At 68.4% G+C, this 22268-nt stretch carries 27 protein-coding genes and 2 other annotated features; of the genes, 2 read left to right on the top strand and 25 right to left on the bottom strand.

All coding sequences use genetic code 11. The features are described from left to right. Positions 1-6 precede the first annotated feature (6 nt). Together VV01_RS14655 and VV01_RS14650 are read right to left on the bottom strand one after the other, a co-directional pair. A complete protein-coding gene (locus VV01_RS14655; protein ID WP_050670526.1) occupies positions 7-1752 on the bottom strand; it encodes a sialidase family protein in 1746 nt (581 codons plus the stop codon). After that, positions 1749-5792: a hypothetical protein gene (locus VV01_RS14650; protein WP_050670525.1), complete on the bottom strand. Its 4044-nt coding sequence runs from the start codon at positions 5790-5792 to the stop codon at positions 1749-1751. Before VV01_RS14650 ends, VV01_RS14655 begins: the two co-directional genes overlap by 4 nt. A gap of 53 nt (positions 5793-5845) precedes the next feature. Here VV01_RS14650 and VV01_RS14645 point away from each other — a divergent pair, with 53 nt between their 5' ends. Next, entirely contained in the window at positions 5846-6073 is a 228-nt protein-coding gene (locus VV01_RS14645) for a hypothetical protein (RefSeq protein ID WP_157508858.1), read from the top strand. On the opposite strand, the gene VV01_RS14640 is transcribed toward VV01_RS14645, so the two are convergent. The 18 genes from VV01_RS14640 to VV01_RS14555 form a co-directional block, all read right to left on the bottom strand. Beyond that, positions 6054-6314, bottom strand: a complete 261-nt coding sequence (locus VV01_RS14640; RefSeq protein WP_050670523.1) for a hypothetical protein — start codon at positions 6312-6314, stop codon at positions 6054-6056. The genes VV01_RS14645 and VV01_RS14640 overlap by 20 nt on opposite strands. Positions 6315-6340: 26 nt before the next feature. Beyond that, positions 6341-6910, bottom strand: coding sequence for a hypothetical protein (locus VV01_RS14635; RefSeq protein WP_050670522.1), 570 nt, complete (start codon positions 6908-6910; stop codon positions 6341-6343). Next, positions 6910-7299, bottom strand: a complete 390-nt coding sequence (locus tag VV01_RS14630; RefSeq protein ID WP_157508857.1) for a hypothetical protein — start codon at positions 7297-7299, stop codon at positions 6910-6912. Before VV01_RS14630 ends, VV01_RS14635 begins: the two co-directional genes overlap by 1 nt. Before the next feature lie 109 nt (positions 7300-7408). Beyond that, positions 7409-7939, bottom strand: a complete 531-nt coding sequence (locus VV01_RS14625) for a phage tail tube protein (RefSeq protein ID WP_050670520.1) — start codon at positions 7937-7939, stop codon at positions 7409-7411. Position 7940: 1 nt separating this feature from the next. Next, positions 7941-8183, bottom strand: a complete 243-nt coding sequence (locus VV01_RS14620) for a hypothetical protein (protein ID WP_050670519.1) — start codon at positions 8181-8183, stop codon at positions 7941-7943. 109 nt (positions 8184-8292) lie between these two features. Further along, positions 8293-8700, bottom strand: coding sequence for a hypothetical protein (locus VV01_RS14615; protein ID WP_050670518.1), 408 nt, complete (start codon positions 8698-8700; stop codon positions 8293-8295). Next, positions 8697-9071, bottom strand: coding sequence for a hypothetical protein (locus VV01_RS14610; protein ID WP_050670517.1), 375 nt, complete (start codon positions 9069-9071; stop codon positions 8697-8699). The genes VV01_RS14615 and VV01_RS14610 overlap by 4 nt, the downstream gene beginning before the upstream one ends. 1 nt (position 9072) lies before the next feature. Next, a complete protein-coding gene (locus VV01_RS14605; RefSeq protein WP_157508856.1) occupies positions 9073-9492 on the bottom strand; it encodes a DUF6093 family protein in 420 nt (139 codons plus the stop codon). Further along, positions 9489-9878 carry a hypothetical protein gene (locus VV01_RS14600; RefSeq protein ID WP_050670515.1) on the bottom strand — a complete coding sequence of 130 codons (390 nt, stop codon included), beginning with the start codon at positions 9876-9878 and terminating at the stop codon, positions 9489-9491. Before VV01_RS14600 ends, VV01_RS14605 begins: the two co-directional genes overlap by 4 nt. 16 nt (positions 9879-9894) lie before the next feature. After that, positions 9895-10080 (bottom strand): hypothetical protein, encoded by a 186-nt coding sequence (locus VV01_RS14595; protein WP_050670514.1) that lies wholly within the window; start codon positions 10078-10080, stop codon positions 9895-9897. Then, positions 10080-11126 (bottom strand): major capsid protein, encoded by a 1047-nt coding sequence (locus tag VV01_RS14590; protein WP_050670513.1) that lies wholly within the window; start codon positions 11124-11126, stop codon positions 10080-10082. Before VV01_RS14590 ends, VV01_RS14595 begins: the two co-directional genes overlap by 1 nt. 6 nt (positions 11127-11132) lie before the next feature. After that, entirely contained in the window at positions 11133-11501 is a 369-nt protein-coding gene (locus tag VV01_RS14585) for a type 2 periplasmic-binding domain-containing protein (RefSeq protein ID WP_050670512.1), read from the bottom strand. Between the two features lie 32 nt (positions 11502-11533). Beyond that, the gene (locus tag VV01_RS14580; RefSeq protein ID WP_050670511.1) at positions 11534-12127 is read right to left on the bottom strand and encodes a hypothetical protein; all 594 of its coding nucleotides are present in this window, start codon (positions 12125-12127) and stop codon (positions 11534-11536) included. Positions 12128-12184: 57 nt separating this feature from the next. After that, on the bottom strand, positions 12185-13168 hold the full coding sequence (locus VV01_RS14575; protein ID WP_050670510.1) for a hypothetical protein: 984 nt from the start codon (positions 13166-13168) through the stop codon (positions 12185-12187). Beyond that, entirely contained in the window at positions 13128-14513 is a 1386-nt protein-coding gene (locus VV01_RS14570) for a phage portal protein (protein WP_071606398.1), read from the bottom strand. Before VV01_RS14570 ends, VV01_RS14575 begins: the two co-directional genes overlap by 41 nt. A 17-nt stretch (positions 14514-14530) precedes the next feature. After that, entirely contained in the window at positions 14531-15130 is a 600-nt protein-coding gene (locus tag VV01_RS23410; RefSeq protein ID WP_050670508.1) for a terminase TerL endonuclease subunit, read from the bottom strand. Beyond that, positions 15117-16220 (bottom strand): hypothetical protein, encoded by a 1104-nt coding sequence (locus VV01_RS14560; protein WP_050670507.1) that lies wholly within the window; start codon positions 16218-16220, stop codon positions 15117-15119. Before VV01_RS14560 ends, VV01_RS23410 begins: the two co-directional genes overlap by 14 nt. After that, positions 16207-16611: a hypothetical protein gene (locus VV01_RS14555; protein ID WP_197275051.1), complete on the bottom strand. Its 405-nt coding sequence runs from the start codon at positions 16609-16611 to the stop codon at positions 16207-16209. Before VV01_RS14555 ends, VV01_RS14560 begins: the two co-directional genes overlap by 14 nt. 165 nt (positions 16612-16776) lie before the next feature. On the opposite strand from VV01_RS14555, the gene VV01_RS14545 reads away from it, so the two are divergent. Then, positions 16777-18020 (top strand): IS3 family transposase gene (locus tag VV01_RS14545; RefSeq protein ID WP_157508689.1). Its coding sequence is split into 2 segments (ribosomal slippage): positions 16777-17065 and positions 17065-18020, totalling 1245 coding nucleotides; the frame shifts between segments, so codons are not numbered across the junction. Next, positions 17064-17192: a sequence feature (AL1L pseudoknot), on the top strand. It overlaps the preceding gene by 129 nt. A 130-nt stretch (positions 18021-18150) precedes the next feature. Here VV01_RS14545 and VV01_RS23935 read toward each other — a convergent pair. The 5 genes from VV01_RS23935 to VV01_RS14520 all read right to left on the bottom strand — a co-directional run bounded on the left by VV01_RS23935 (position 18151) and on the right by VV01_RS14520 (position 22264). Further along, entirely contained in the window at positions 18151-18507 is a 357-nt protein-coding gene (locus tag VV01_RS23935) for an HNH endonuclease (protein ID WP_050670506.1), read from the bottom strand. A 513-nt stretch (positions 18508-19020) separates the two neighbouring features. After that, a complete protein-coding gene (locus VV01_RS24405; protein WP_050670505.1) occupies positions 19021-19530 on the bottom strand; it encodes an HNH endonuclease in 510 nt (169 codons plus the stop codon). Between the two features lie 615 nt (positions 19531-20145). Then, entirely contained in the window at positions 20146-20379 is a 234-nt protein-coding gene (locus VV01_RS14530) for a helix-turn-helix domain-containing protein (protein WP_050670504.1), read from the bottom strand. After that, positions 20376-20873, bottom strand: coding sequence for a hypothetical protein (locus tag VV01_RS14525; protein ID WP_050670503.1), 498 nt, complete (start codon positions 20871-20873; stop codon positions 20376-20378). The genes VV01_RS14530 and VV01_RS14525 overlap by 4 nt, the downstream gene beginning before the upstream one ends. Positions 20874-21020: 147 nt before the next feature. Beyond that, positions 21021-22264 (bottom strand): IS3 family transposase gene (locus VV01_RS14520; RefSeq protein WP_157508676.1). Its coding sequence is split into 2 segments (ribosomal slippage): positions 21021-21976 and positions 21976-22264, totalling 1245 coding nucleotides; the frame shifts between segments, so codons are not numbered across the junction. Further along, positions 21849-21977 (bottom strand) — a sequence feature (AL1L pseudoknot). Its footprint overlaps the gene before it by 129 nt. Positions 22265-22268: the final 4 nt, after the last annotated feature.

Raw genomic sequence — 22268 nt, 5'->3', positions numbered from 1 at the left:
CGCGTGTCAGAGGAGATCGGCGGGCTTCGCAGCACCGTCCGCGATCGTGCGGTGCATGTCGTCGATCGGCAACGCCATGTCCCGGATCCGCAACCGCTCAGGCAGCGGCACCGTCGACGGCCGCCGGATCTGCTGCCACGACATCGACCACACCCGCTCGAAGTCGTCGCACACGTCCGTGACCCGGGCGCGCTTCACCTCCAACGGCTGCACCCACGACGGCAGGTCCAGCCCCGGGTGCGCCGAGATGAACAGCGGGCCACCGTCATCCAGCAGCGCGTCGAGCCGGTCCGCGTCCGCGAGCGTCGAGGTCGCGAACGACGTCGACCCGGCCTGCTTCCGGCGCCGACCCGACCGGACCACGATCACGTCGTCACGACCCGGCACATCCACGAACGTGGCGTCCAGTGCCCGGGTCCGGTCGTCGTCGGACTCGACCTCGACCGGGATCGACAGGCCCGGCCGGTACGGGTGCACCAGGTACGTCGCCTCCAACGTCGGCATCGTCACCGTATCCGTGGACCGGCCGTTGATCTCGTACCGGGCCTGCACACCCTGCTGCAGCTCGTAGTCGCGCCAGGTGCGGGAGTCCTCCGACGTGGTGCGGACACCGTTGCGGACCTCCCGGCCGGTGCGGGGGTCGATGGTGACGCGGATCAGCGACGACAGCGCCGACGTCGCGGTGATGAGGATGTGCGGTGCGCCGTCGTCGACGACCTCGGTGACGGTGATCTCCTGCGGCCGGAACGTCATCGCCCGCACCGACGCGGTCGCCCACAGCCGGTTCGGTTCGTCCTCGACGGAGAAAACCATCAGCACGGACCCGTCAGGGTTACGCACCACCCCGGCGTACATCGCGTACAGGCCCAGGTTCGTCGGGTCCGGGTACGTCGAGAAGTTCCGGCCGCCGTCGACCGACAGCGCCCACCGGAACGGGCCGTGCGTGCCGTCGATCACCGGCTGCTGCCGGTACACCAGCATCAGCGTGTCGTCAGCGACCTGCGCGATCGTCGGCGACCCCGACGCGCCACCGACCGCCTCCGACCACCCATCCCAGGTGACCAGGTCACGCGACCGGGACGTGCGCGTCACGTAATCGACGTCGCACCGGACCGCCATCACCCACTGCGACCCGTCCCACACCAGCTTCGGCTCCGCCAGGTCAGCGTTCACCGCGGCACGGTTCGGGAAGATCGCCGGCGACCACGTCGCACCCATGTTCGTCGACACGACGTACATCGGCTCCCAGTGGGCCGCGCCAGGGCCACGCCCGTACGCCGTCGCGACCAGCTGCACCGTGCCGTCGGGCAGGGTGCGGGTCGCGAGGTCGTTCCCGAAAGCCCACGACGCGCCCGCGAACGGCACCGGCCCGACCCGCGTCCACTTCGCCCCGTCGGTCGAGGTGACGAGCTCCTGGGTGTACGTCTTCGGGGTGCCGGTGCCGGCGACGACGACCATCAGCGCGTAGAACCGTGCGACCTTCTCGACCCACACGACACCGACCGGGGACACACCGGCCGTCGTGGACGGGGCGTCCCACACCATGCCCCGCTGCGTCCACGTCATCCCGTTGTTCGTCGACGTCGCGCCCTTCGCGTGCGACGTCGGGTCCGTCGCGTGCCCGTACTCCTTCGCGGACCGCCACAGGGCGACCACGACCGTCTTGTTCCGCGCGACCACCGGGAACGAGTCGTACCGGGCCGCCTGGTCGAACACGACCCGTGTCGGCTGCTGTGGCGTCAGGTCGATCATCGCTCCACCCCCGGGATCGTCGAGCCGTACGACGCCTGCTGCGCCTGGTAGGTAGTGGTCGACTGCCCGATCACACGACCGTCGAGCTTCACCACGGTCTGGCCCGGCTGCACCGTCGGGACGGGCAGCGCACCGACGACCTCGGTCACGATCTGCCGCACCGACGGGCCGGCGTACGACGACACCTGCGGGCCGGCCATCGCGTACGCCTGGTTCGTCGCACCCCGCAGCCCGATCAGCGCCATGTTCGCGTCCCGGCGAGCCTTCACCGCCGCCGCAGCAGCCTCACGCGCCGCCTTCGCCTTCTCCTGCTTCGCGGCCAGGTCAGCAGCCTTCTTCTCCTGCAGCGCCTTCTTCGTCGACCCGTCCAGCTGGCCGAGCAGCTTCGCGCGCCGGTCCTCGAGCGCGTCGTTGTACGCCACACCCCGGGCAGCCGCGAGCAGCTGCGACGCTGACCCCTTCGCCAGGGACCGCGCCGTACGCTGCGCCGTCGCCGACCCGTCCTGCAACAGCGACAGCGCCAGCTTCGGCTGCCCCTTCTTCCGGATCGTGTCCAGGTCGTCGAGGAACTGCCTGGTCATGTACGACGTGTTGCCCGTCGCCTGCACGAACAGCTGCCCGTCGGTCTTCTTCGACGCCGACACCTGCGCGTTGTACGACGCGGTCGCAGCGTTCACGTTGTCCTGCGCCTTGGCCTGCTTCGCCAGGGCGTTCGTGACCGCGTTCGCTGCCGCGACCCGCTGCGCGTGCGACGCGTGCTTGTCCAGGCCATCACGGCGAGCCCGGGCCGCCCGCAGGTCACGGTTCGCCTTCGCGAGCGCGTCCGTGAACCCCTTCAGCCGGCCCTTCGTCTCCGAGATCGTCTGAGCGTCCACGCGCAGCGACCCGGTCAGCTGGATGATGCTGCTGATGTCGGGGTTCCACCCGATCAGCGACTCACCACCGCCTGCGTACCCGGGCAGCCCGGACGCGGCGCCGCCGCCTGCGTACCCGGCGACCATCCCGGCACGGACGATCTTCTCCAGGCGGCCCTGGCGGGCGAGCGCACGCATCGCGTACTGGGTGGCGTGGCCGCCGCCCTTCTCGACCTCGTCACCGGTCCACACGTGCTCGAAGTTCGACAGGGCGTAGTGCCCGGCGCGGCCCTTCGCGAGGACCGAGTCCGACGTACGCGACCCCGGGCCACGAACCTGCCCGCCACGCAGCGCGTCGAACGCCTCGCCGCCGGTCTGGTAGCCGGGGAGCACACCACCGATACCACCGGTCGCGTTACCGGCCATGACCTCACGGCCAGCCCTGGCGACACCACCGATCGTGCGGACCTTGTACGTGATGGACCGTGTCACGTCGACCGCCGTCGACAGCAGCGACCGAACACCGCCAGCCGCGCTGGCCGCGTTCGTGGTGTACGTGATCCGGGCGCTCTTGTCCTTCGTCGCGTTCAGCAACGAGATCACCACGGTCTTCGTACCGTTCGCGTTCGTCGATGTCGTGATCGTCGGGGACTGCTTGTCGAGCGTCTGAGCGGCTCGAGTCGCAGCCTCCACCGAACGCCGCGACTCCGGGGCGTCCGTCGACGTGTGGATGTTCGGGGACTGCTTGTCCGCCGTCTGCGCCGCCGACGTCAGCGACCGGATCTTCGCCGTGTCCGCCGCCGCAGACGGAGCCTTCGAGTCGATCGTGATCGTCCCGTCAGCGTTCACCCGAGCCGACGCCAGACCGTCGATCTGCCGCTTCACAGCAGCCGCCAACGGAGCCGACGGCGTAATGACGATCTTCGACCCGTTCATCGACATCGCCTTCGCCGAGATCCCAGCGAGGTTCGCGATGATCGCCTGCGCACCCGGCGTCGACACCGGGATACTCACGTTCCGGCCGTCGAGCTGGATGACCTTCTGCCCGAACTGGTCGATGCCATACGACGCGCCAGGAAGGCCCGGAACCGCGACAGTGGTACTGACACCCTTCGGCAGCTTGAACAGCGAGTTCGCGAGCCCCTCAGCCTGGGTCTTCGACATGCCCATGGCTGTCGCGTTCTGGATGAACGACGAACGGCCAGCCGCGAGAACGGCATTCGCCTGCGCCTGCGACCCGCCAGCCTTGAGGATCGACGACGCGTACCCAGTCGCCGACGACGCGATACCGTCCAGTGCAGCCTGGTTCGCGCGACCCTTCGACGTGCTGATGTCGAGGGTTCGGCCGTTCTCCTTGACCGCCGAGTTCGCGTCGTCGATGGCCTGCTGGAACCCACGCGCCGAGTCACGCTCGCCAAGGAGACCCTGCCCGAGAGACTTGTACCCGTCAGCGAGGCGCTTCGTAGCCTCCGCAGCGTCCTTAGCCGCGATGCCGGTCCGCTTGATCTCCTGACCAAACGCGTCGACCTGCGGGGCCGCAGACGCGGCAGTGGTCTTCGTCTCCTTGAGTGCCGTGTTGTACTGCGAGAACATCGCCGCGACCGCCGGACGGTCCTTCGGGTCGATCGCCGACATCAGCTTCTCGTACGACGCACGAGCCTGATCCGCGTGCCCCGACTGGACCATCTGAGCCAGCCCGCCATCCATGCGGGTGACGGACTCCTTGAACTCGTTCGACCGGCGCGACCCGTCCTGCAGGTTGCCGAGCCAGTCCGTGAACCCGTCGTTGAACGACGCGAAGTGACCGCGCGCGTTCACACCGAACCGCTGCAACGCCTCGTCGGTCGTGATGACGTCGTTGCGGAACGGGCCCATGCCCTGCCCGCCACCGAACATGCGGAACGCCTCACCCGACAGGTTCGCGTTCTTCCCCAGCGCGCCGAGCTCGGTCGACAGCTCGGACGCGGAGTGACCGCCCATCATGGCCTGGGTCTGGAACTGCGCCAGGCTGGAGGCGAGTGCAGCGACCCCGACGACGGGGGCAGCCGCCACCAGGAGCCGCTGCGCAGCAGCGAGACGGGTAGCAGCACCGGTAGCGGTCGTCATGCCGACAGCGGATGCCTTCGCCGCGGTACCGGCAGCGGTCATGCCCGCGGCGGACGCCGTCGACGACGCGCCGAGCCGGGTCATGGCGCCGGACAAGCCACCGACGATCGCTGCGAGCCCGTTCCACGCCTTGAACGCCAGGCCCCCCTGGACAGCGAGGGTCACCAGCGCTGTGAGGACCGGCGTCGGGATCGCGTTGATTGCCGACGCGAGCGCAGTGATCGCCGCGACGGTCTGACCGCCCAGTGGGCCAAAGGCCGCGATCAGGTGACCCACGGCCGGGATTAACTCGGCGAGCATCTGCTCGACCGCGGGCAGCTGTGACTGTGCCCAGGATGCGAAGTCGCGCATCCCGGACCCCTTGGTCCAGGTCTCGAACTTCGCGGACAGGTCGACGGCGTGCAGGCCGATCGTCTGCATCAGCGGGTCGAGCGACTGGAAGATGTTAAGCAGCCCGGACGCGCCGTGTGAGGCCGCGATGCCGAACGACGACGACAGCCCAGCAACGGACTTCGTCAACGCGGGCATGCGCGACTGCAGCCCGGTGACCTGGGACTGGAACGGGCCGAGCACGTTTGCGGCCGCCGTCGCAGCGAGGTCGTCGAGGTTCCCCTTGAGCGACGACAGGCCGGACGCGTACGCCGCAGCCTGGGGCCCGGACGACTTCATCGCGTTCGAGATGCCGTAGATCGCCAGGCCGCCCGCGACACCCATGCCCGCGAGGCCGATGCCAGCCGCAGTCGCGGCGCCGGCGAGCGGCACCAGGCCGGGGCCGAGAGCTGCCGCCGCGACGACAAGGCTGCCGATGGACAGCGACGACCGGTCCGACAGCTTCTGCGTGGTCTGGATCGATCGGCCGAGACGGTCCTGGTCCGCAGCAGCCTTACGCGACGCGCTGCCGAGCCGGTCAACGTTCGCCGACGCGGAGGCCGTGGACTGCCCGAGCGCCTTCGTGTCCCGCGACGCCCGGTCACCCTTCGACGCAAGCTGATCGGTGGCCGCCGCCGCAGCCTCGATCTTCGCGATGTACCCCTCAACAGAGGCGTCGAGGTCGACCTTGACTTGGCGGCGATCGGACATCCCGCACCTCCGATCAGGGGTACGCTCAGCGCTCTGAGCAGAGGGGGATGGGGATGAAGGGCAGTAACAAGACGACGCCGGCGACACTCATGGCCGGCGGGATGGTCATCGCGGTGGTCGCGTTCCTGATCGGAGCCGCAGAGCCGATGTCAGACACCGGGCCGGTCTTCTACCTCGGCCTCGTCATCGCGGCAGCCGGCGCAGGATGGTGGCTAGCGCGCGGTCACCTCGCCGAACATCGCGCCCGGAAAGCGCGACGCTCTACCGGCGACGGCGCCTGAGCTGCGGACGGCCGAACCGCATCCAGCCGCGCTGGTCCTCGCGGGCAGCCCTGTGCGCCGCCTCCTGCGCCTTGCACGAGTAGCAGGGTGTCGGCGGGGCCATCCGGTACGCCGCGACGTTCGCCTCGTCGGTCGTCTCGTGCAGCGGGTTACCGCACCCCGGGCACAGCCCGTCCTCGAGCTCCTGCAACGCGAGCGCGGCGGCACGGTCCTCGTACCGCCACGCCCGCCACTGCGACATGCTCAGCCCGTACGATCGGGCGCACCTCAGCTCTGAGACGAGCCCTTCCTGCCCAGGACTTCCGAGGTGCTCGGCGAGAAATCCGGCAACACCACCGAACGCTCAGTGAGGTCGAGCGCCGCCGTGTAGATGTCGAGGAACCGGCCAGCACCGATGCGCTTCCCGAACTCGCGCCACTGATCGGCGGTCAGCTTCGGCTCGACGACCTGCACGGCCAGCTGCTCGTGTCGCAGGTCGAGGCTCTTGTTCGCCATGGATCGGTTGACGAACTCGCGCCAGGTGTCAGGGTCGATCGCGCGGATTCGGAACTTCACCGCTGACGCGTCCATCTCGTCGCGGAGGCGCTTCGCACGGTTCGCGTGCTTGCGGGCCTCGGCAGCGTGCTTCTTCTGCGCGTCGTCGTCGCCCTCGGCTTCAGCGATCCGAGCCCATGTGAGCGCGGCGTCAGCCTCGGCCTGGGCTTCGGTGAACTCCTTGGTGCGGTTGATCTGGAAGACCGTCACGGTCTCCTCGTCGACCTCGAACCCGTTGAGGAACGCCTCGAAGTCGAACGCGGCCGGGTCCTGCACGTCGGCAGCCTTCTTCGCGGCGGCCATCAGGCGTCACCCTCCGGGCGGGTCCAGCCCAGCTGCTCGAGCAGCGCGACCTGGTCCTCGGGGATCTCGACGTGAGACAGCCCCTCGTAGTCGGTGGTTTCCATCGGGATGTGGATGGTCAGCGTCGGGAAATCGTCATCGTCGCCGACCTCGATCTTGAGGTCGCGGTTGACCATCTGCGAGACGTCTAAGCCGTTGATACGCAGGTTGCCGACGTTGCGCAGGCCGTCCCAGGACAGTGAGACATGGTTGCTCGGAACGGAGACGCCGTTCGCTCGCGCTCGCTCGGCGTTCAACGCCTCGACTGCGCTGCGCGCGTTCTCCATCGACTCGATGAACTTCTCGACGTTCGCGTCGAGGTTGATGGTCACGCTTCTGCTCTCAGGCATGGTGAATCTCCTTGCGGCTGTGGGTGTTTCACGGCTCGCGGCTGATGAGAAGTTGAGGACCGGGCGCGCTCCAGCCGCAGGAACGCGCCCGGCCCGATCAGAGGGGACGTCAGGCAGCGACGACGACGTCCTCGAACAGACGACCCGACACGACGAACTTCTGCTCCACGAGCAGCTCCCCGTCCTCGCTGATCTGCTGCTTGTTCTGCGAACCCGCACGGACCGTCCACACGTCCACGACGTCAGCGGCCACGATCACGGGGTTGTCCTGCACGTCCTTGCCCCACCGGGCAACGAAGTACCCCGCCGTGCCACGCGGGATCGCGGCGTACATCTTGTTCGTCAGGCTGTCCGGGTTCTGCGGGTCGTACACGTACATGATCGGGTCGATCGACAGCTTCCGCTTGCCCAGACCCTCATAGGTCTCCTTCGAGCACAGACGACGACGCTCCTTCGTCTCGTCCTCACTCTTGGGCTTGAAGTTGTCGTCGGTGATGTAGCAGGAGATGTTCAGCGACGTGCCGGCGTTGATCTCCGCCAGCGACGGCGCACCCGGCGTCGTGAGGGTCGGAACCCACATCACGAGCAGGTTGCCGGCCGCCTCCAGGCTCGGGGGGAGCTCCATCGCGGGGACAGACATGTCAGGACTCCTTGCCCGCGCTCTGCGGCGCGCTCTTGCTCGACGGGGTGGTCTTCGGGGTGGTGGGCTGGCCGGCCTTGTCGGTCCGCGGCTTCGCAGGCAGCGGCAGACCAGCGGCGTCGACGGCGTCCTTGCTGTCGAGCACCTTCAGGCCGTGCGACTTCGCGCCGGCGCGGGTGATGGTGATCTGAGCCCCCGTGTCGGGGTCCTCGGCGCGCACCAGGTCGTACGGTGCAGCAGACATGAGCCCTCCTCGGGCGTCGATGGAATGGGTTGGTGCGGCTGGCTTTCGGGGCACGGCAGAGCACCGCTCACGGGTGCGAGCGGTGCTCTCTACGTGCGGTGGGGTGGGGTCAGGCTCGGGTCGACACGAGCCGCCACGACGACGCGCCCTGGAACAGGCGCCGCGTGCCGACCATCTCGATGTTCGGCGGCATCGACCCGTTGTGACCGATCCGCCTCGTACGCCGACCCACGAGCACGGGCCGGGCACGGTAGATCGCCGAGTGGACCCGGGACGCGTACGCCTCGACACCCTCGGCGGACAGCGACACCACGACCGTGCGGAAGTCGACGTCGAACCGGTTCGGCACGTCACACAGGCGCGTCGCGGTCTCTAGCTCGGGCGGCAACCAGAACACGACGTACGGGAACCGCGCCGCAGCGAGACCCTTCAGCTCTTCGTCACTCGGCGGGTCGTTCACGAACGCCCGCGTCCCCGCAGGCAGCAGCGCCAACAGCGCGTCACCGACGGCGCTCACAGGATGTCCGCCCCGACGTCGAGCAACGCACCCGACAGCTTCGGAGCCTCACGCTCCGCAGCACGCGACGGGTCCGGGACCGACGGGCCGGTCTTGTAGTTGCCCAGGTAGAACAGCTGCACCGACCCGATGTCATCGAGCGTCGGGCCGATCTCCGCGTTCAGCCCCTTCTGGTCGTACGAGATGTCAGCGGCGAACTTCCGGTGACGGGTGCCGGAGTCGAACGCGACAGCCTCCTGCTGCATCTGCGTCTTCACGTTCAGCGCACCCTTGGCGACGACCTTCTCGGCCTTCACCTCGATGCTCTGCGCGGCGTCGCGCAGGTCGTCCGCGAGTCGGCGGACCTGCGACATGTCCAGGTGGAAGCCCACGTCACACCTCCGAGACGCCCAGGCGGCGAGCGGTCGTCTGCGATGCCGCGTGCTCGCGGCGGATCCACACCTGGCGGCCGACCAGCGCCGGGTCGTGCACGCCGGTCAGCGCCGTCGCGCGCATCCCCTCACGCACCCCGGCCGACGCCTCGACAGGCAGGTGCAGCTCCAGGGGCAGGAGCGTGATCGTGGACCCTTCGACGACGACGCCCTGGCTTTCGCCGGTGCCGCCGTTCTGTTTCCACCGGCACCGGCCGCGGTACATCTCCTCGAAGGTTTCCTCGTCCTGCCCGGTCTCGGGGTTGTACCGGGTCTTCCCGGTCTTCGCCTCGACGAGCACCTCGTCGACCATGCGTGCCTCGGCGTGCGCGCGGAGCTCGGGGATCGCGGCCTCGATGTCGTCGCCGAACCAGGTGCTCACCACGAGCACCCCGGCGCGTACGACGGCGTGATGGTGAACGCCTCCGACCCATGCCCGGCCGGCGTCAACCAGACCCACCACTCGGGCAGGATCGTCAGCTGACCGGATGCGTTGTCGAAGGTGCTCGACCGGGTCACGGACCCGTCATCGACGGCGACCGTGTGCTGCTCCTGCCGAGACTGGTCAGGACGCTTCAGCCGCAACGTGATCGCCTCGATCAGGACCATCGCGAGCGTGTCCTGATCCAGCTGGTCGAGGTCACCGAGCCGGGCCCGGATTTGGTTCTTCGCCCAGCCCAGCCACAGCTGGGCCTGCTCGGTCTCCTGCTGGGTGAGGGGGCGACCAAGGTTGGTGCCGATGCCCTTGAGCAGGTCGTACTCGTTCATGACCGCCCCCTCGCCGTCAGGACTGGTCGCCGGTGGGCGACTTCTTCGCAGCGCGCGCGGCCGGCTTCTCGGCGGGCGCGTCGGTGTCGTCGACGTGGACGAGGCCCTCGGCCCACTCGGGGACCTCGGTTCCCTCGACCAGCGCGACGGCCTGCAGCGACTCCGGGTGGCGGACGATGACCGTCCGCTTCATGGCCGCCATCAGGACAGCACCTGGATCGCCATGGACGCGTTCGGGTTCGCCGCGACGGGCTCGCCGATCGCGTCCGCCTCGACCTCGACGGAGGAGCCGACCTTTTCGTCCTTGAAGACGCCGCAGACGATGCCCGGCTGCTCGTCGGCCTCGATGCCCCACGACTCGAACTGCGCCGACACGGTCAGACCCCAGTAGGTCGCACCGAGCTGGGAGCCGTCCTCGCTGTCGGGTGCGACCGGCTCGGGGAGCAGGTACACCTTCTTCGGGTCGAGCACCTTCGTGAGGACGCCGTCGATCGACACCGAGCGGTCGTAGATCTCGTACTCCGGCAGTCCGGCGCCGGCGGCGTACGCCTGCACCTCGGAAGCCAGCGGCGGGCGCGAGGCCGAGCCGACGAGCGTCTTGAACTGGTTGCCGGCGGCGAACGCGTTGTACGCCTGACGCGAGCCGAACACCATACGGCCCGGCGCGACGCCGTTGTTCAGCGACGCGTAGAGGTCCTGCCAGGTCGACAGGGCGGTGAGGCGGTCGACGGCGTTGTCGTTCCACCAGCCGCCGGCGCCCGCAGTCGCGGACAGCGACGCGGAGCGTCCGAAGACGTCGTTGATCGCGAAGTTGTCCGCGTCGACGACGAGAGCACCCGAGTCGATCACTCGACCGCGAGCCCACTCCTGGCGCTGCGAGATCGCCTGCACGTTGCGCCGGATCGACGCTTCGATGCCCTTCTTGACGCGGTCGTCCGACAGGCGGGCGAGCTCCTTCTGGGTCATCTCGTCCAGCGGCTCCGTGCGCGCGATCGCCGGGAGGTCGATGGTCGACGCCTTGGCGCCCTGACCCTTGCCGATCTGGGGGCGATCGTTGAACGCACGGTACGAGGCCGCGTCGACCAGGCCGGTCGAGGACGGGTAGAACTTCACGTGGTCGGACGGCACGAACACGTTCGGCAGGAACCGGGCGAGCGTGCCGCCCTTGGCCTGCTCGATCTCGTACTGCTCGACGCGTGCGATGCCCGTCGCCTCGACGGGGTTGATGAGGTCAGTCCACAGTCCCATGTGTCATCAGCTCCAGAACGCGAACCGCGGCTGGGGCGCGGTGGACGGGACAGCGAAGCCAGCGAGCGGCACCTTCGCGGTCTTGATGTTGGCTCGGACGACGACGGCGCAGTTGACGTCCTCGACGCCGTCCGTCTTGTGGTCGCCCTTGAGGAAGCCCAGGACGGCGCCGGCGGCGTCGGTCCAGGGCTTGATGACGTCGCGGTCGGCGACGTTCACGGGCAGGCCCGAGGGGAAGTACCCGTCGGGGAAGTGCGTGGCCTTGGTGAAGGTGCTGACGTCCAGGACACCCCCGATGGCCTCATCGAGACCATCGGTGTTGAGCATCCAGGAGTAGTCACCGGTGCCGTACGAAGTGGTCTTGAGACCGGGCATGGTGGTGTCCTTTCAGGACTCGTGTGAGGGAACTACTGCGCCTTGCGCGCCGTGCGGTCAGCCATCACCTGCGCGACGCTCGTCGCGCGCGTGCCGCTGCCGCTGCCCTGCCCCTGGGAGGGGTCAGGGCGGGGTGTCCTCGGCTTGCCCGAGTCCTGGGTGTCACCGCTCGGCGCGAGCCGAGCAGCGAGCTTCTCCATCGCGGCCTGGTCCTTGATGTCGGACAGGAGCGCGAGGTCGTCGTCGTCGGTGATCTTGTGGCGTCGCGCCACGTCATTCACGACGGAGGTGTGAGTGAGGGAGTCCAGCTGGGTCTGCAGCTTCGACACGAGGTCGTCGGTGCTGACCTTCTCCTTGTCCTCGATGCCGAGCGCGGCCTTGAAGCCGTCGCGCATCGAGTTCAGCTTCGTCTCGAGGTCGCGGTTGACCTGCCGCTGGGCCTCGAACCGGTCCTTGTAGTCCGGCTCGTCGTCCTGCTTCTTGGCCTCGTCCTCGTCGGCCTTCGCGGCCGGGGTGTCGGACGGCTTCGGCGCCGGGGGCGTGCCGCCGCCCTGCTCGCCGTCGGTATTGAACAGCGGCCCGAACCCCATCGCGGCGTTCCGGGTGCGCTTGCTGGTGCGGTGCATCGTTCCTCCGGGGAGGTCAGCCCGCCGGCCTTGCGCCGTCGGGGAGGTCTGGGTCGGCTAGCGGACGTAGCCGTAGAGCTTCAGGAGGCGGATCGCGTCTTCGCGGGATTCGGCAATCTCATAAATGCTCTCGGGCATCAGGCGCGGCGCCTTCGATCGTGAGTACCGTTCGCCCTTGCGGCGGATGTCGTCAGCGGCCCGGTTCGCGCGGTTGTCGCGCATCGACCGGTACGCCTCGCCGCGGCGGGTCGTGCCCTCCGTGGTGATGAACAGGTCCCGGCCGTAGACGTCCACCCGTGCCGCGCGTCCCCGTGCGGTCCACCGGTCGCCACGGCCACGGTCGACGACCTGCGCGGTCGACATGCCGGCTCGGGCGTTCACGACCTGCGCCAGGTCGGCGCCGTCGCGGATCGCCTGCGCGCCCGCCTTCGTGAACGACTTGTCCTGCTCGGCTCCGGTCATCGACTCGAACGCCAGGCTCGGGTTCGTCGTCAGGTCGAACGCGGTGTCCTCGACGGCGGGGATGTGGATGCAGTCGCACAGCGGGTGCCGCTCGAACCCCTTGTTGAACCGGTAGAACGCACCGGCCAGGATGATGCACCGCGAGCACGACGGAAGCACCAGCTGCCGCGTGTAGCCCGTGATCCCTGGCCTCGACGTCGACGCCAGCGACGCGCCCGTACGAGCGGTGTCCTGCAGCTGCGTCGCGACGATCCGCTCGAAGTCGACACCCTGCTTCGAACGGCCGTAGTCCAGCAGCGTCGCGAGCGGGCGACCATCCGACGCGAGCTCGGCGAGCGCTTCGAACTGCGGCACCGCGACCGGGTCAGCGGTCACGTTCTGCTCGGCGAGCATCGCCGGCACGGCCTTCACAGCGCGGCCGAACAGCAGGAGACGGAACGCGGTCACGACCTGCAGCAGCCGCGCGAGCGGCTGCGTGCGGACCTCGCTCGCAGCCGTCACCCCAGCCGCGACCAGCAGCGCCTGGCTGCGCTGGGCCTCAACTGCCGAACGAAGCGTCTGCGGCTGCCGCGTCGCCATCGCTCACCCCACGGAGAAGACGAGGTACGACACCCTCGACGGCCTCGTCGGCGAGGCGCTGACGCTCCTGCGCCTTCCGTGGCTCGTCCCAGCCGAGCTCGTCCCACACGCCCTCGACGGACAGGACGCCCTCGGACCGCAGCTTCGTCAGCGCGTCGGCGCGCTGCGAGTACGTCGGGGTCGCCGGGTCGAACCACAGGGTGCGGATGCTGTTCCGGTCGCCCCACTCGCCGGTCCGGAAACGCTCCTCGAGGCCCATGACCCACGCCCACGCGTCGCCGTCGTACCGGTTCATCTCCTCGACGCGGGTGATGAGCCGCGACTCGTCGGCGCGGATCGCGCCCTCAGCGGCAGGGTTCACCGACTGCTGCCCGGCGTATCGGGTCGGGAGACCGAGGACGGCCGCGCACCACGCGAGCATGTTGTTGACGGTGGAGTGGAAGTTGTCGAGGTTCGCCGCAGCGAACTGCCCGAACTTCGCCTCAGGGTTCGACGTCGTCTTGATCGCGGTCATGTACGCCTCCCACGTGGGGAGCGCCTTCCCGTCCTTGTCGACGAAGTCTTCCTTCTTCATGCCGGCCGCCCACCGGTGCGGCAGCGCGAGGGTCTCCGCGGCCACGGACATGTTCGTGATGAGACGCGCGATCGAGTCCGTCATGCCGATGACGTCGGCCATCTCGGACGTGCCGTTCCACTGCCCGGCACGGCGTCGGTTCAGGAACATCACCAGCGGTACGACGCCGAGCTTGTGGCCGTCGCGGTCGTCGACCTCCCAGCCGTTGCGGCCACGCGACACGTACAGAGTCGAATCGGCGAGGTACAGCGTGCCCCGCGTCGTCCGCTCAGCCTCGTCGCGGTAGAGCCGCAGCGCTGACCGGATCGCCCGACGACGCGGGTCCACGTCGCACGCGATCTGCCGCGGGTCCTCCACGGTGATGAGCGGGTGTTCCTCGTCGTCAGCGTTCGACCCGACCGCGACGAACGACCGCCCGAAGATCTTCTCCTCACGCTGCACCAGAGACGACTCCGAAGGCAGGTTGTTGTACTCCCACGCCTCCTGCAACGCCTCATCAGGCTTCGTCGAGTCGTCACGCCGGTAGAACGCGCGCAGCACCTGCCGTCGAGCGGGCTCGTCCACGGCCATGCGCGGCACGTTCACGACCGTCTCGAACTTCCGCAGCTCGGCCGGCACCGCCAAGCCGATGTGCTGCAGCCGCTGCGTGCCCTCGAAGTACCGGTCGAGGCGGACCATGCCCTGCTCGTCCTTGCGCAGACGCGCGGACAGGCGGTTGATCGTGTCCTTCTCGTCGTCGGACAGCACAGACGCCTGGGGGAGAGTCGCCACGCGAACCTCCCATCGGGTCAGGTGAAGCAGAACACTCGGGTGTCGGTGTCGTCCCAGCCCTCAGCACGGGCATCGGACGCCGCCTCATGGCAGATCGTGGAAGTCACAGCGGCGTCGATCTTCTGGTGCTGCGCCGGCTTCCCCAGCTGGTACGTCTCGTTCGGCTTCGCGAGCTTCCGAGCGTTGTTCACGTGCAGGGTCGTGATCGGACACCCGTCGTGCGTGACCGCACCCGACGCGAGGTCCGTGACCATCCGGTCCAGCGCCTCATGCATCGGCCGCGCACGCTTCGTGTCCCAAACCAGGAACGTGTCCGGGCCATGCTGCTCGTCCCACCGCTCAATCTCGGTCTGCCACTGCCACGGGTCGCAGTAGACCCGCCGCAGCTGGTACGTGCGCGCGATCTCGTCCCACGCCGCGTGGACTTCGAGCCTTGGGACGGTGCCGCCCCACTCGGCGGGTAGCCAGATCGTCGGGCGCCGGTCTGGCCCGTACCGGGGCGTGAACAGGTGCCCGCCGCGGGTCTCGAGCTTGATGACCGTCGCGTCGTCGACAGTCGACCCGTCGAACCCGCCACACACCGGCGTACCCGCCGGCGGCGGCTCAAGCCACGTCATCTTCGGACGCACCGGCCCACGCTCCATCCCACAGGCCCGGCGGCAACCACGAACCCTTACCGCGCACCAGACGATTCCCGAAGAACCGCTCCGCCTGCGCCGGGTCGGTCTCGATGAGCTCCTTGGACTCGGCGTCGATGCTGTCGATGTTGATGTGCGTCGCGCCGGCGTACACGTACGCCAGGATCCGGCGCCGCTCACGAGCGTTCATGAACGACAACGGCGTACCGTCCGGGCGCTTCAGCACCGCATCCGGGTCACGCCAGTACCGGAAGATGTCCGTCGCCTGCGACTCCTGCGTCAGCTGCGCAGCGGACGCCATCGCCGGGTCGAACGCGTTCGTCGTCTCCATCGACCGGCCACCCATCGCAGCAGCGCCACGACGCATCGTCTGGAAGACCTCGATGAGCTTGTTCGACTTCGTGTACAGGCCCGACTCGTCGAAGAACGCCTCGTTGATCGGCGCGCCCAGACGTGACTGCGCAGACGCCGTCACACGGTCGATGCGGTCCATGTCCTTGTCGCCCGACGTGCCGACGATCCGCACGAACTCACCACGGGGCAGGAGCGTCTCCCGCAGCGGCCCGAGCCCGATCATCGACACCAGCGGACGCCAGATGTTCGCGACCTGATCGTCCGACGTCGCCATGATCTGGATCAGCGGCGACGGGTGACGCATGCCCAGCGGCTCACCGGGCTCGTACGCCCACACCCACCCGCACGAGCAGCCGTTGTCCTCGCAGTGGTACTCGTCGCCCTCGACCGCCCACCCGGCGAACTCCGACGGCCCCACGGCCGCGAGGCACACGCGCGCCGCAGTCCACGGGCCCTTACCCATCTTCTGCGGTGCGATGACCTGCGAGCGCCGGTAGTGGAACGCCTGGTTCAGCGGAGGCCGGTCAGGGTCGTACACCGCGTCCGGGCGGACCCGCCCATGGTTCGCGGTGCACCAGAACTGCCAGTCGTACTCCCGGAACGCCTTACCCCGCTCGTGACGGTCAGGCACCCGGCAGTGCTGCTCGATCCACCCCGACCACAGGTCACCCAGCGTCGGGAAGTCGACGACGAACTCGTCGTCAGGCGCCGCCACTGACTGCTCGCATCCGCCGCTCACGCTTCGGCTGCTGGGGCGCAGGATCCGACGCACGGTCAGCACCTCGAGCGCCGATCTGATCCGCCGCCACGGCCCAGCCGTTCTCCTTCAGCCCGGCCGGCGTCATCCCGATCTGGTCAGCGAGCCGGTGCAGGCTGTTCTTGTCGGCCGCGGTCGCCTCCGACGACTCGCACAGCACGAACGTCCGCACCCACAACGCGATCGTGTGCAACCGCCACGACTCCGACGGCATCGACCACGCGCACGCCTGCGGGGTGTGCCACGCCCACGCCCACAGCTCGAGCTCTCGCGCCTTGACGTCCTCGGTCGCCGCGTGGTCGTACACCGGCACGACCCGGCCGTTCTCGTCGGTCTCTTTGCGGAACACCTGACGCACCATCAACGGCCACCCAGGAGCCTCGCCGGCGAACCCCTCAGCGGGCAGAGCAGTCAGCTTGAACCCGAGACGATCACTGCGGCCCGAGCTCTCGTCCTTCTGAGGGCCTGAACCGCCCCGGGATGTCCGGAGACTTCATTACTGGAGGATGAAGTCATGGCACGTCCCTCGAAGTACCCGCGTGAGCTGCGGGAGCGTGCGGTCCGGATGGTGACGGAGTCAGTCGCCGCCGGCGAGTACACCAGCGAGTTCGAAGCGATCCGCACGATCGCGGCTCGACTGGGCATCGGGTCTCCCGAGACCCTGCGTAAGTGGGTTCGCCAGGCCCAGGTCGATGGCGGGACCCGACCGGGTCGCACGACCCAGGAGCTGGAGGAGATCCGGGCGTTGAAGAAGGAGAACGCCGAGCTGCGCCGGGCGAACGAGATCTTGAAGTCAGCGTCGGCTTTCTTCGCGGCGGAGCTCGACCGCCCACCCAGGTACTGACCGAGTTCATCGACACTCATCGTGAGGAGTTCGGGGTCGAGCCGATCTGTCGAGTGCTGTGCGAGCACGGCGTCAAGATCGCCCCGTCGACGTACTACGAGGCCCGCGATCGGGCGCCCTCAGCGCGGACGCTGCGCGATGCGCAGGTCGGCGAGCTGATCCGGTCCGCGCGTCAGCAGCGGTTCGTGACCCGGTTCGGTGCGCGCAAGATGTGGTTGCACCTGCGCAGGCAGGGCCATGACGTGGCCCGGTGCACCGTGGAGCGAGTGATGGCCGCGAACGGCTGGCAGGGCGCACTGCGGGGCAAGCAGGTGCGGACCACCATCGCTGACCCGCGCGATGCCCGAGCGGCGGATCTGGTCCAGCGAGACTTCACCGCCTCGGCCCCGAACCGGCTGTGGGTCGCTGACTTCACCTATGTCGCGACCTGGTCCGGGACCGTCTACGTCGCGTTCGTCATCGACGTCTACTCCCGGATGATCGTCGGCTGGCGCGCGGCCACCAGCATGAGCACCCAGCTGGTGCTGGACACCCTCGAGCACGCGATCTGGTCACGCCGCCAGCACGGCGTGGACGACCTGACCGGGCTGGTGCACCACACCGACGCCGGCAGCCAGTACACCTCTTTCGCCTTCACTACCAGGCTGATTGACGCCGGCGTGGACCCATCAGTGGGTTCGGTGGGCGACGCCTACGACAACGCGATGGCTGAGTCCCAGATCGGCGCGTACAAGACCGAGCTGATCCGTCCCGACGGGCCGTGGCGCGATGTCGAGCACGTCGAGCTCGACACCCTGCAGTGGGTCCACTGGTTCAACCACGACCGACCCCACGAGTCCATCGACGACCTGACACCCATCGAGGTCGAATCAGCCCACTACGCTGCACGAAACCGTCTCATCCCGTCCGGGTAGAGACACAACACGAAGTGTCCGGAAACCCCGGGGCGGTTCAGCCCGAACGGTTCCGCGCGCCACCACTGCCCATGCTCGATCACTCCTCAGCGGCCTCGCGCCGCGAACCGTCAGCGACTGAGCCTCGCGCTCAGCCGATCAATGCCAGCTGCTCGCCGCCACCTCGCGCGCCCTTCGACACGTTGCACCGCAGGTGAGCGAGCTGCACATTCGCCGGCGCATGGTCGCCGCCTTCCGAAAGCGGCACGACATGATCGAGAGACGGGCTCATCGGATGCGGCCAGACAAGATCCATGGCCACACGCCGACCGCAGAGACCACACTTGAACCCATCGCGCTTCGCGATCACGTCCCGCTCGACCGGATCGCCCGTCGACGCCGAGACCTTCAACGCCCGGCGCCGGTGGTACGAGTCCCGCCGGGCGTCAGTCCACGGCGTCTTAGTCGAGATCCTGCCCTCAGCGCGGAGGACCCGGCGATAGTGCATGTTGCACATGCCCTTCGCCCGAACCGACCTCTCGCAATCATCGGCCGAGCACCTCTGCGACGCGGCGTCTCGGTACGCCGCGCTCTTGCATCTCGCCGAGCAGAACGTCGATCTGCCTCCGCGGGCGAACTGACGACCGCAGCGAGCGCACTCCCGCCAGTCGAGGACCGAGAACGCGCCATCCCAGTCCGGCCAGGCCGGTTGGTCATGAACTCTCGGAGTACGCACTCGACGAGCGAGATACCGCGCGCGGTCGTAATGGTTCCGGCAGAGGCCGCTCGCGCAAATGGTGCGCACGCAGTCTTCTGACGAGCAGGTACGCTCGGTCATGTCAGCCTGTTCCTTCAGGTTGGACACGCCCTCGGACGGTTGCAGCCGTCGCGGGGGCTTCTTATGCACTCTGTGGTATTCGAAACGCACCCGCCGAATGTCTGAACCCGATTTTTATCGGAGACAGCTCTCCGGCGGTAAACGTGGCGGCCCGCTTCGGCCCCACCCCCCTGGTGCCTGGTGCTATGCCGCGACTACATCCCGCTTCGATGAGTTGCAGTGGAGGCAGCAGCATCGGAGGTTCGTCAGGGTGTGTTCGCCGCCTCGGCTGAGCGGGACGACGTGGTCGACGGTCGCGCTTCGAGGGTCGAATGGCGAGGTCGCTTTGCTGGTGTCGGTGCCGCAGAGGTAGCAGCGGAAGGCGTCGCGCTCGAAGATCGCTTCGCGTTCGACGTGATGGATCACGGTCGCCCCGAGCTTGGCTGCTCTCTGCATGGCTGATGCTGCCCAGTCGTATCCGCTGTGCGTTGCCACGCCGAACTGGATCAGCGTTCGGCAGCGGACCGAGCAGGCCGGTTCGCGCCGCTCGTCGGCGAGGCGTGTGACCTCGGTGCCACAGGCAGCGCATGGCACGAGCACCTTGCGGTGTCGCTCGTCTGGTTCGTAGCGCGCTTGGTTGTAGTGGGTGACGCACAGCCCTTTGGCTCGGTGCGGCTTGTCGCATCCGTCGACGGTGCAGGTACGCTCGCTCATGTTGTTCCCCTCCAGTGGGAATGACCGAGCCCCCGGCGACTGCAATCGCGCGGGGGCTACTTGTTGGTGTTGCTATCTCGGCGTGCGGCGGCCACCGTCTGCTGCGTTGCATGAGAGGTGGGCCATTCCGCGGTATCCGCTGCGGTCCTCGGTGTGGTCGAGGGCGAGAGGCTGACCCTCGTTCATTGGCTCGCCGCAGAAGTGGCACGGTTGGCCGATGGCTTGTGGCAGTAGCTGCGCCCGAGTGCGTCGGTGGTCGCTGCCGTAGCCGCGCTCTGCCGGCGTACCTCGTGCTTGGTCGCGTTGGCGTTCGTGTGTGGGGCAGCGGGTGCGGTCGGTGATGGTTGGGCAGCCTGGTTCGGCGCAGACGCGGCGTGCCATGGCTGCTCCCTGGTTTGGCCGGGGCCCAGCTCGAGCGTGGCTCGTGTGGGTGGCGTGTCCCGTCGGCCCGCGCGTGGTGGGCCTTGGGCGTTGCTGAGTGCTGGGCTCCGGGGATCTGGGGCGCGTCCGGGCATGCAAGAAGCCCCGACCCTGGTGGGTCGGGGCTTCTTTGCGGTCAACCGGTTGAAGGGTTGATGGATGCGCTGTGCGCAGCATAGCAGGAGAGTGCTCGGTCTATGTCAAGCCGGGCGTGCGTGGTCTGACACCGCGTGGGCGTCGTCGGCCGCGGTGCGCGTCGGCGTCGGCGGCGAGGACGTCGGACTCGCGGTAGAGCTTGCGGTGCCCCAGGGCAGCGGTGGGGGTGAGGCGTCCTTCGGTGATCCATCGGCGGATGGTGGACGTGGGTCGGTCGACGGCGCGGGCCGCCTCCTCGATGGTGAGGAGGCGGCCGTACGGGTCCCAGGTCACGACGCGACGACGACGGCGAGGCGGGCGTACTCGTCCTCAGTCCAGATGCGTTGGCAGTCGCGGTTGTTGCAGAGCACCTTGCCGGCGCCGTCCTCTCGGGTCAGGGTCCTCTGGTCGCAGCTGGGGCAGCGCTCGCGGATGCGGTGGATGAGGTCGTCGGTGCCGGTCCGTCGCTGGAGTCGTCGGGCGTAGCGGTGGGCGTCGTCGTAGGTGGTCTCGTGCCAGTCGACTCCGAGGACGGTGTCGACGTGGTTGGTGAGGTAGGTGATGTGCTGGGTGAGTGCCCACTTCACGGGGACGCCGTCGACGCGGTATCGGAACGGTCCGTGCTTGTGGCCGAGGTGGTCGGCTATCGCGAGGGCGATGTCGTAGGCCCAGTCGCAGACGTCGTCGACTTCGTCGATGGCGGGTGCGGGTGAGTGCTGGTCGACCTTGGTGGCGCGCCGGTCTGGGGTGTCGGTGTTGGTGCGGGTGATGAGTCGGCCGCCGGGCATGTTGTGGGCGGTGACTGCGAGGTCGGGGAGTGCACGGAGGTTGGTGAGGAAGCGGTCGGTGCAGCGGGTGCAGTAGTGGCCGGTGGTGGCTGGTCGTGGTGCGCATCTGAACCGCCCCGGGGTTTCCGGACACTTCGTGTTGTGTCTCTACCCGGACGGGATGAGACGGTTTCGTGCAGCGTAGTGGGCTGATTCGACCTCGATGGGTGTCAGGTCGTCGATGGACTCGTGGGGTCGGTCGTGGTTGAACCAGTGGACCCACTGCAGGGTGTCGAGCTCGACGTGCTCGACATCGCGCCACGGCCCGTCGGGACGGATCAGCTCGGTCTTGTACGCGCCGATCTGGGACTCAGCCATCGCGTTGTCGTAGGCGTCGCCCACCGAACCCACTGATGCGTCCACGCCGGCGTCAATCAGCCTGGTAGTGAAGGCGAAAGAGGTGTACTGGCTGCCGGCGTCGGTGTGGTGCACCAGCCCGGTCAGGTCGTCCACGCCGTGCTGGCGGCGTGACCAGATCGCGTGCTCGAGGGTGTCCAGCACCAGCTGGGTGCTCATGCTGGTGGCCGCGCGCCAGCCGACGATCATCCGGGAGTAGACGTCGATGACGAACGCGACGTAGACGGTCCCGGACCAGGTCGCGACATAGGTGAAGTCAGCGACCCACAGCCGGTTCGGGGCCGAGGCGGTGAAGTCTCGCTGGACCAGATCCGCCGCTCGGGCATCGCGCGGGTCAGCGATGGTGGTCCGCACCTGCTTGCCCCGCAGTGCGCCCTGCCAGCCGTTCGCGGCCATCACTCGCTCCACGGTGCACCGGGCCACGTCATGGCCCTGCCTGCGCAGGTGCAACCACATCTTGCGCGCACCGAACCGGGTCACGAACCGCTGCTGACGCGCGGACCGGATCAGCTCGCCGACCTGCGCATCGCGCAGCGTCCGCGCTGAGGGCGCCCGATCGCGGGCCTCGTAGTACGTCGACGGGGCGATCTTGACGCCGTGCTCGCACAGCACTCGACAGATCGGCTCGACCCCGAACTCCTCACGATGAGTGTCGATGAACTCGGTCAGTACCTGGGTGGGCGGTCGAGCTCCGCCGCGAAGAAAGCCGACGCTGACTTCAAGATCTCGTTCGCCCGGCGCAGCTCGGCGTTCTCCTTCTTCAACGCCCGGATCTCCTCCAGCTCCTGGGTCGTGCGACCCGGTCGGGTCCCGCCATCGACCTGGGCCTGGCGAACCCACTTACGCAGGGTCTCGGGAGACCCGATGCCCAGTCGAGCCGCGATCGTGCGGATCGCTTCGAACTCGCTGGTGTACTCGCCGGCGGCGACTGACTCCGTCACCATCCGGACCGCACGCTCCCGCAGCTCACGCGGGTACTTCGAGGGACGTGCCATGACT

Source organism: Luteipulveratus halotolerans, from assembly GCF_001247745.1.
GTDB classification, from domain to species: Bacteria; Actinomycetota; Actinomycetes; order Actinomycetales; family Dermatophilaceae; genus Luteipulveratus; species Luteipulveratus halotolerans.
This window is presented reverse-complemented; position numbering and strand designations above follow the sequence as displayed.

Excerpts from the sequence above, each read along its gene's own strand:
- VV01_RS14655 (WP_050670526.1), bottom strand. The coding sequence starts at position 1,752 with ATGATCGACCTGACGCCACAGCAGCCGACACGGGTCGTGTTCGACCAG.
- VV01_RS14650 (WP_050670525.1), bottom strand. The coding sequence starts at position 5,792 with ATGTCCGATCGCCGCCAAGTCAAGGTCGACCTCGACGCCTCTGTTGAG.
- VV01_RS14645 (WP_157508858.1), top strand. The coding sequence starts at position 5,846 with ATGAAGGGCAGTAACAAGACGACGCCGGCGACACTCATGGCCGGCGGG.
- VV01_RS14640 (WP_050670523.1), bottom strand. The coding sequence starts at position 6,314 with ATGTCGCAGTGGCGGGCGTGGCGGTACGAGGACCGTGCCGCCGCGCTC.
- VV01_RS14635 (WP_050670522.1), bottom strand. The coding sequence starts at position 6,910 with ATGGCCGCCGCGAAGAAGGCTGCCGACGTGCAGGACCCGGCCGCGTTC.
- VV01_RS14630 (WP_157508857.1), bottom strand. The coding sequence starts at position 7,299 with ATGCCTGAGAGCAGAAGCGTGACCATCAACCTCGACGCGAACGTCGAG.
- VV01_RS14625 (WP_050670520.1), bottom strand. The coding sequence starts at position 7,939 with ATGTCTGTCCCCGCGATGGAGCTCCCCCCGAGCCTGGAGGCGGCCGGC.
- VV01_RS14620 (WP_050670519.1), bottom strand. The coding sequence starts at position 8,183 with ATGTCTGCTGCACCGTACGACCTGGTGCGCGCCGAGGACCCCGACACG.
- VV01_RS14600 (WP_050670515.1), bottom strand. The coding sequence starts at position 9,878 with ATGAACGAGTACGACCTGCTCAAGGGCATCGGCACCAACCTTGGTCGC.
- VV01_RS14595 (WP_050670514.1), bottom strand. The coding sequence starts at position 10,080 with ATGGCGGCCATGAAGCGGACGGTCATCGTCCGCCACCCGGAGTCGCTG.
- VV01_RS14590 (WP_050670513.1), bottom strand. The coding sequence starts at position 11,126 with ATGGGACTGTGGACTGACCTCATCAACCCCGTCGAGGCGACGGGCATC.
- VV01_RS14585 (WP_050670512.1), bottom strand. The coding sequence starts at position 11,501 with ATGCCCGGTCTCAAGACCACTTCGTACGGCACCGGTGACTACTCCTGG.
- VV01_RS14580 (WP_050670511.1), bottom strand. The coding sequence starts at position 12,127 with ATGCACCGCACCAGCAAGCGCACCCGGAACGCCGCGATGGGGTTCGGG.
- VV01_RS14575 (WP_050670510.1), bottom strand. The coding sequence starts at position 13,168 with ATGGCGACGCGGCAGCCGCAGACGCTTCGTTCGGCAGTTGAGGCCCAG.
- VV01_RS23410 (WP_050670508.1), bottom strand. The coding sequence starts at position 15,130 with ATGACGTGGCTTGAGCCGCCGCCGGCGGGTACGCCGGTGTGTGGCGGG.
- VV01_RS23935 (WP_050670506.1), bottom strand. The coding sequence starts at position 18,507 with ATGCACTATCGCCGGGTCCTCCGCGCTGAGGGCAGGATCTCGACTAAG.
- VV01_RS24405 (WP_050670505.1), bottom strand. The coding sequence starts at position 19,530 with ATGAGCGAGCGTACCTGCACCGTCGACGGATGCGACAAGCCGCACCGA.
- VV01_RS14525 (WP_050670503.1), bottom strand. The coding sequence starts at position 20,873 with ATGCCCGGCGGCCGACTCATCACCCGCACCAACACCGACACCCCAGAC.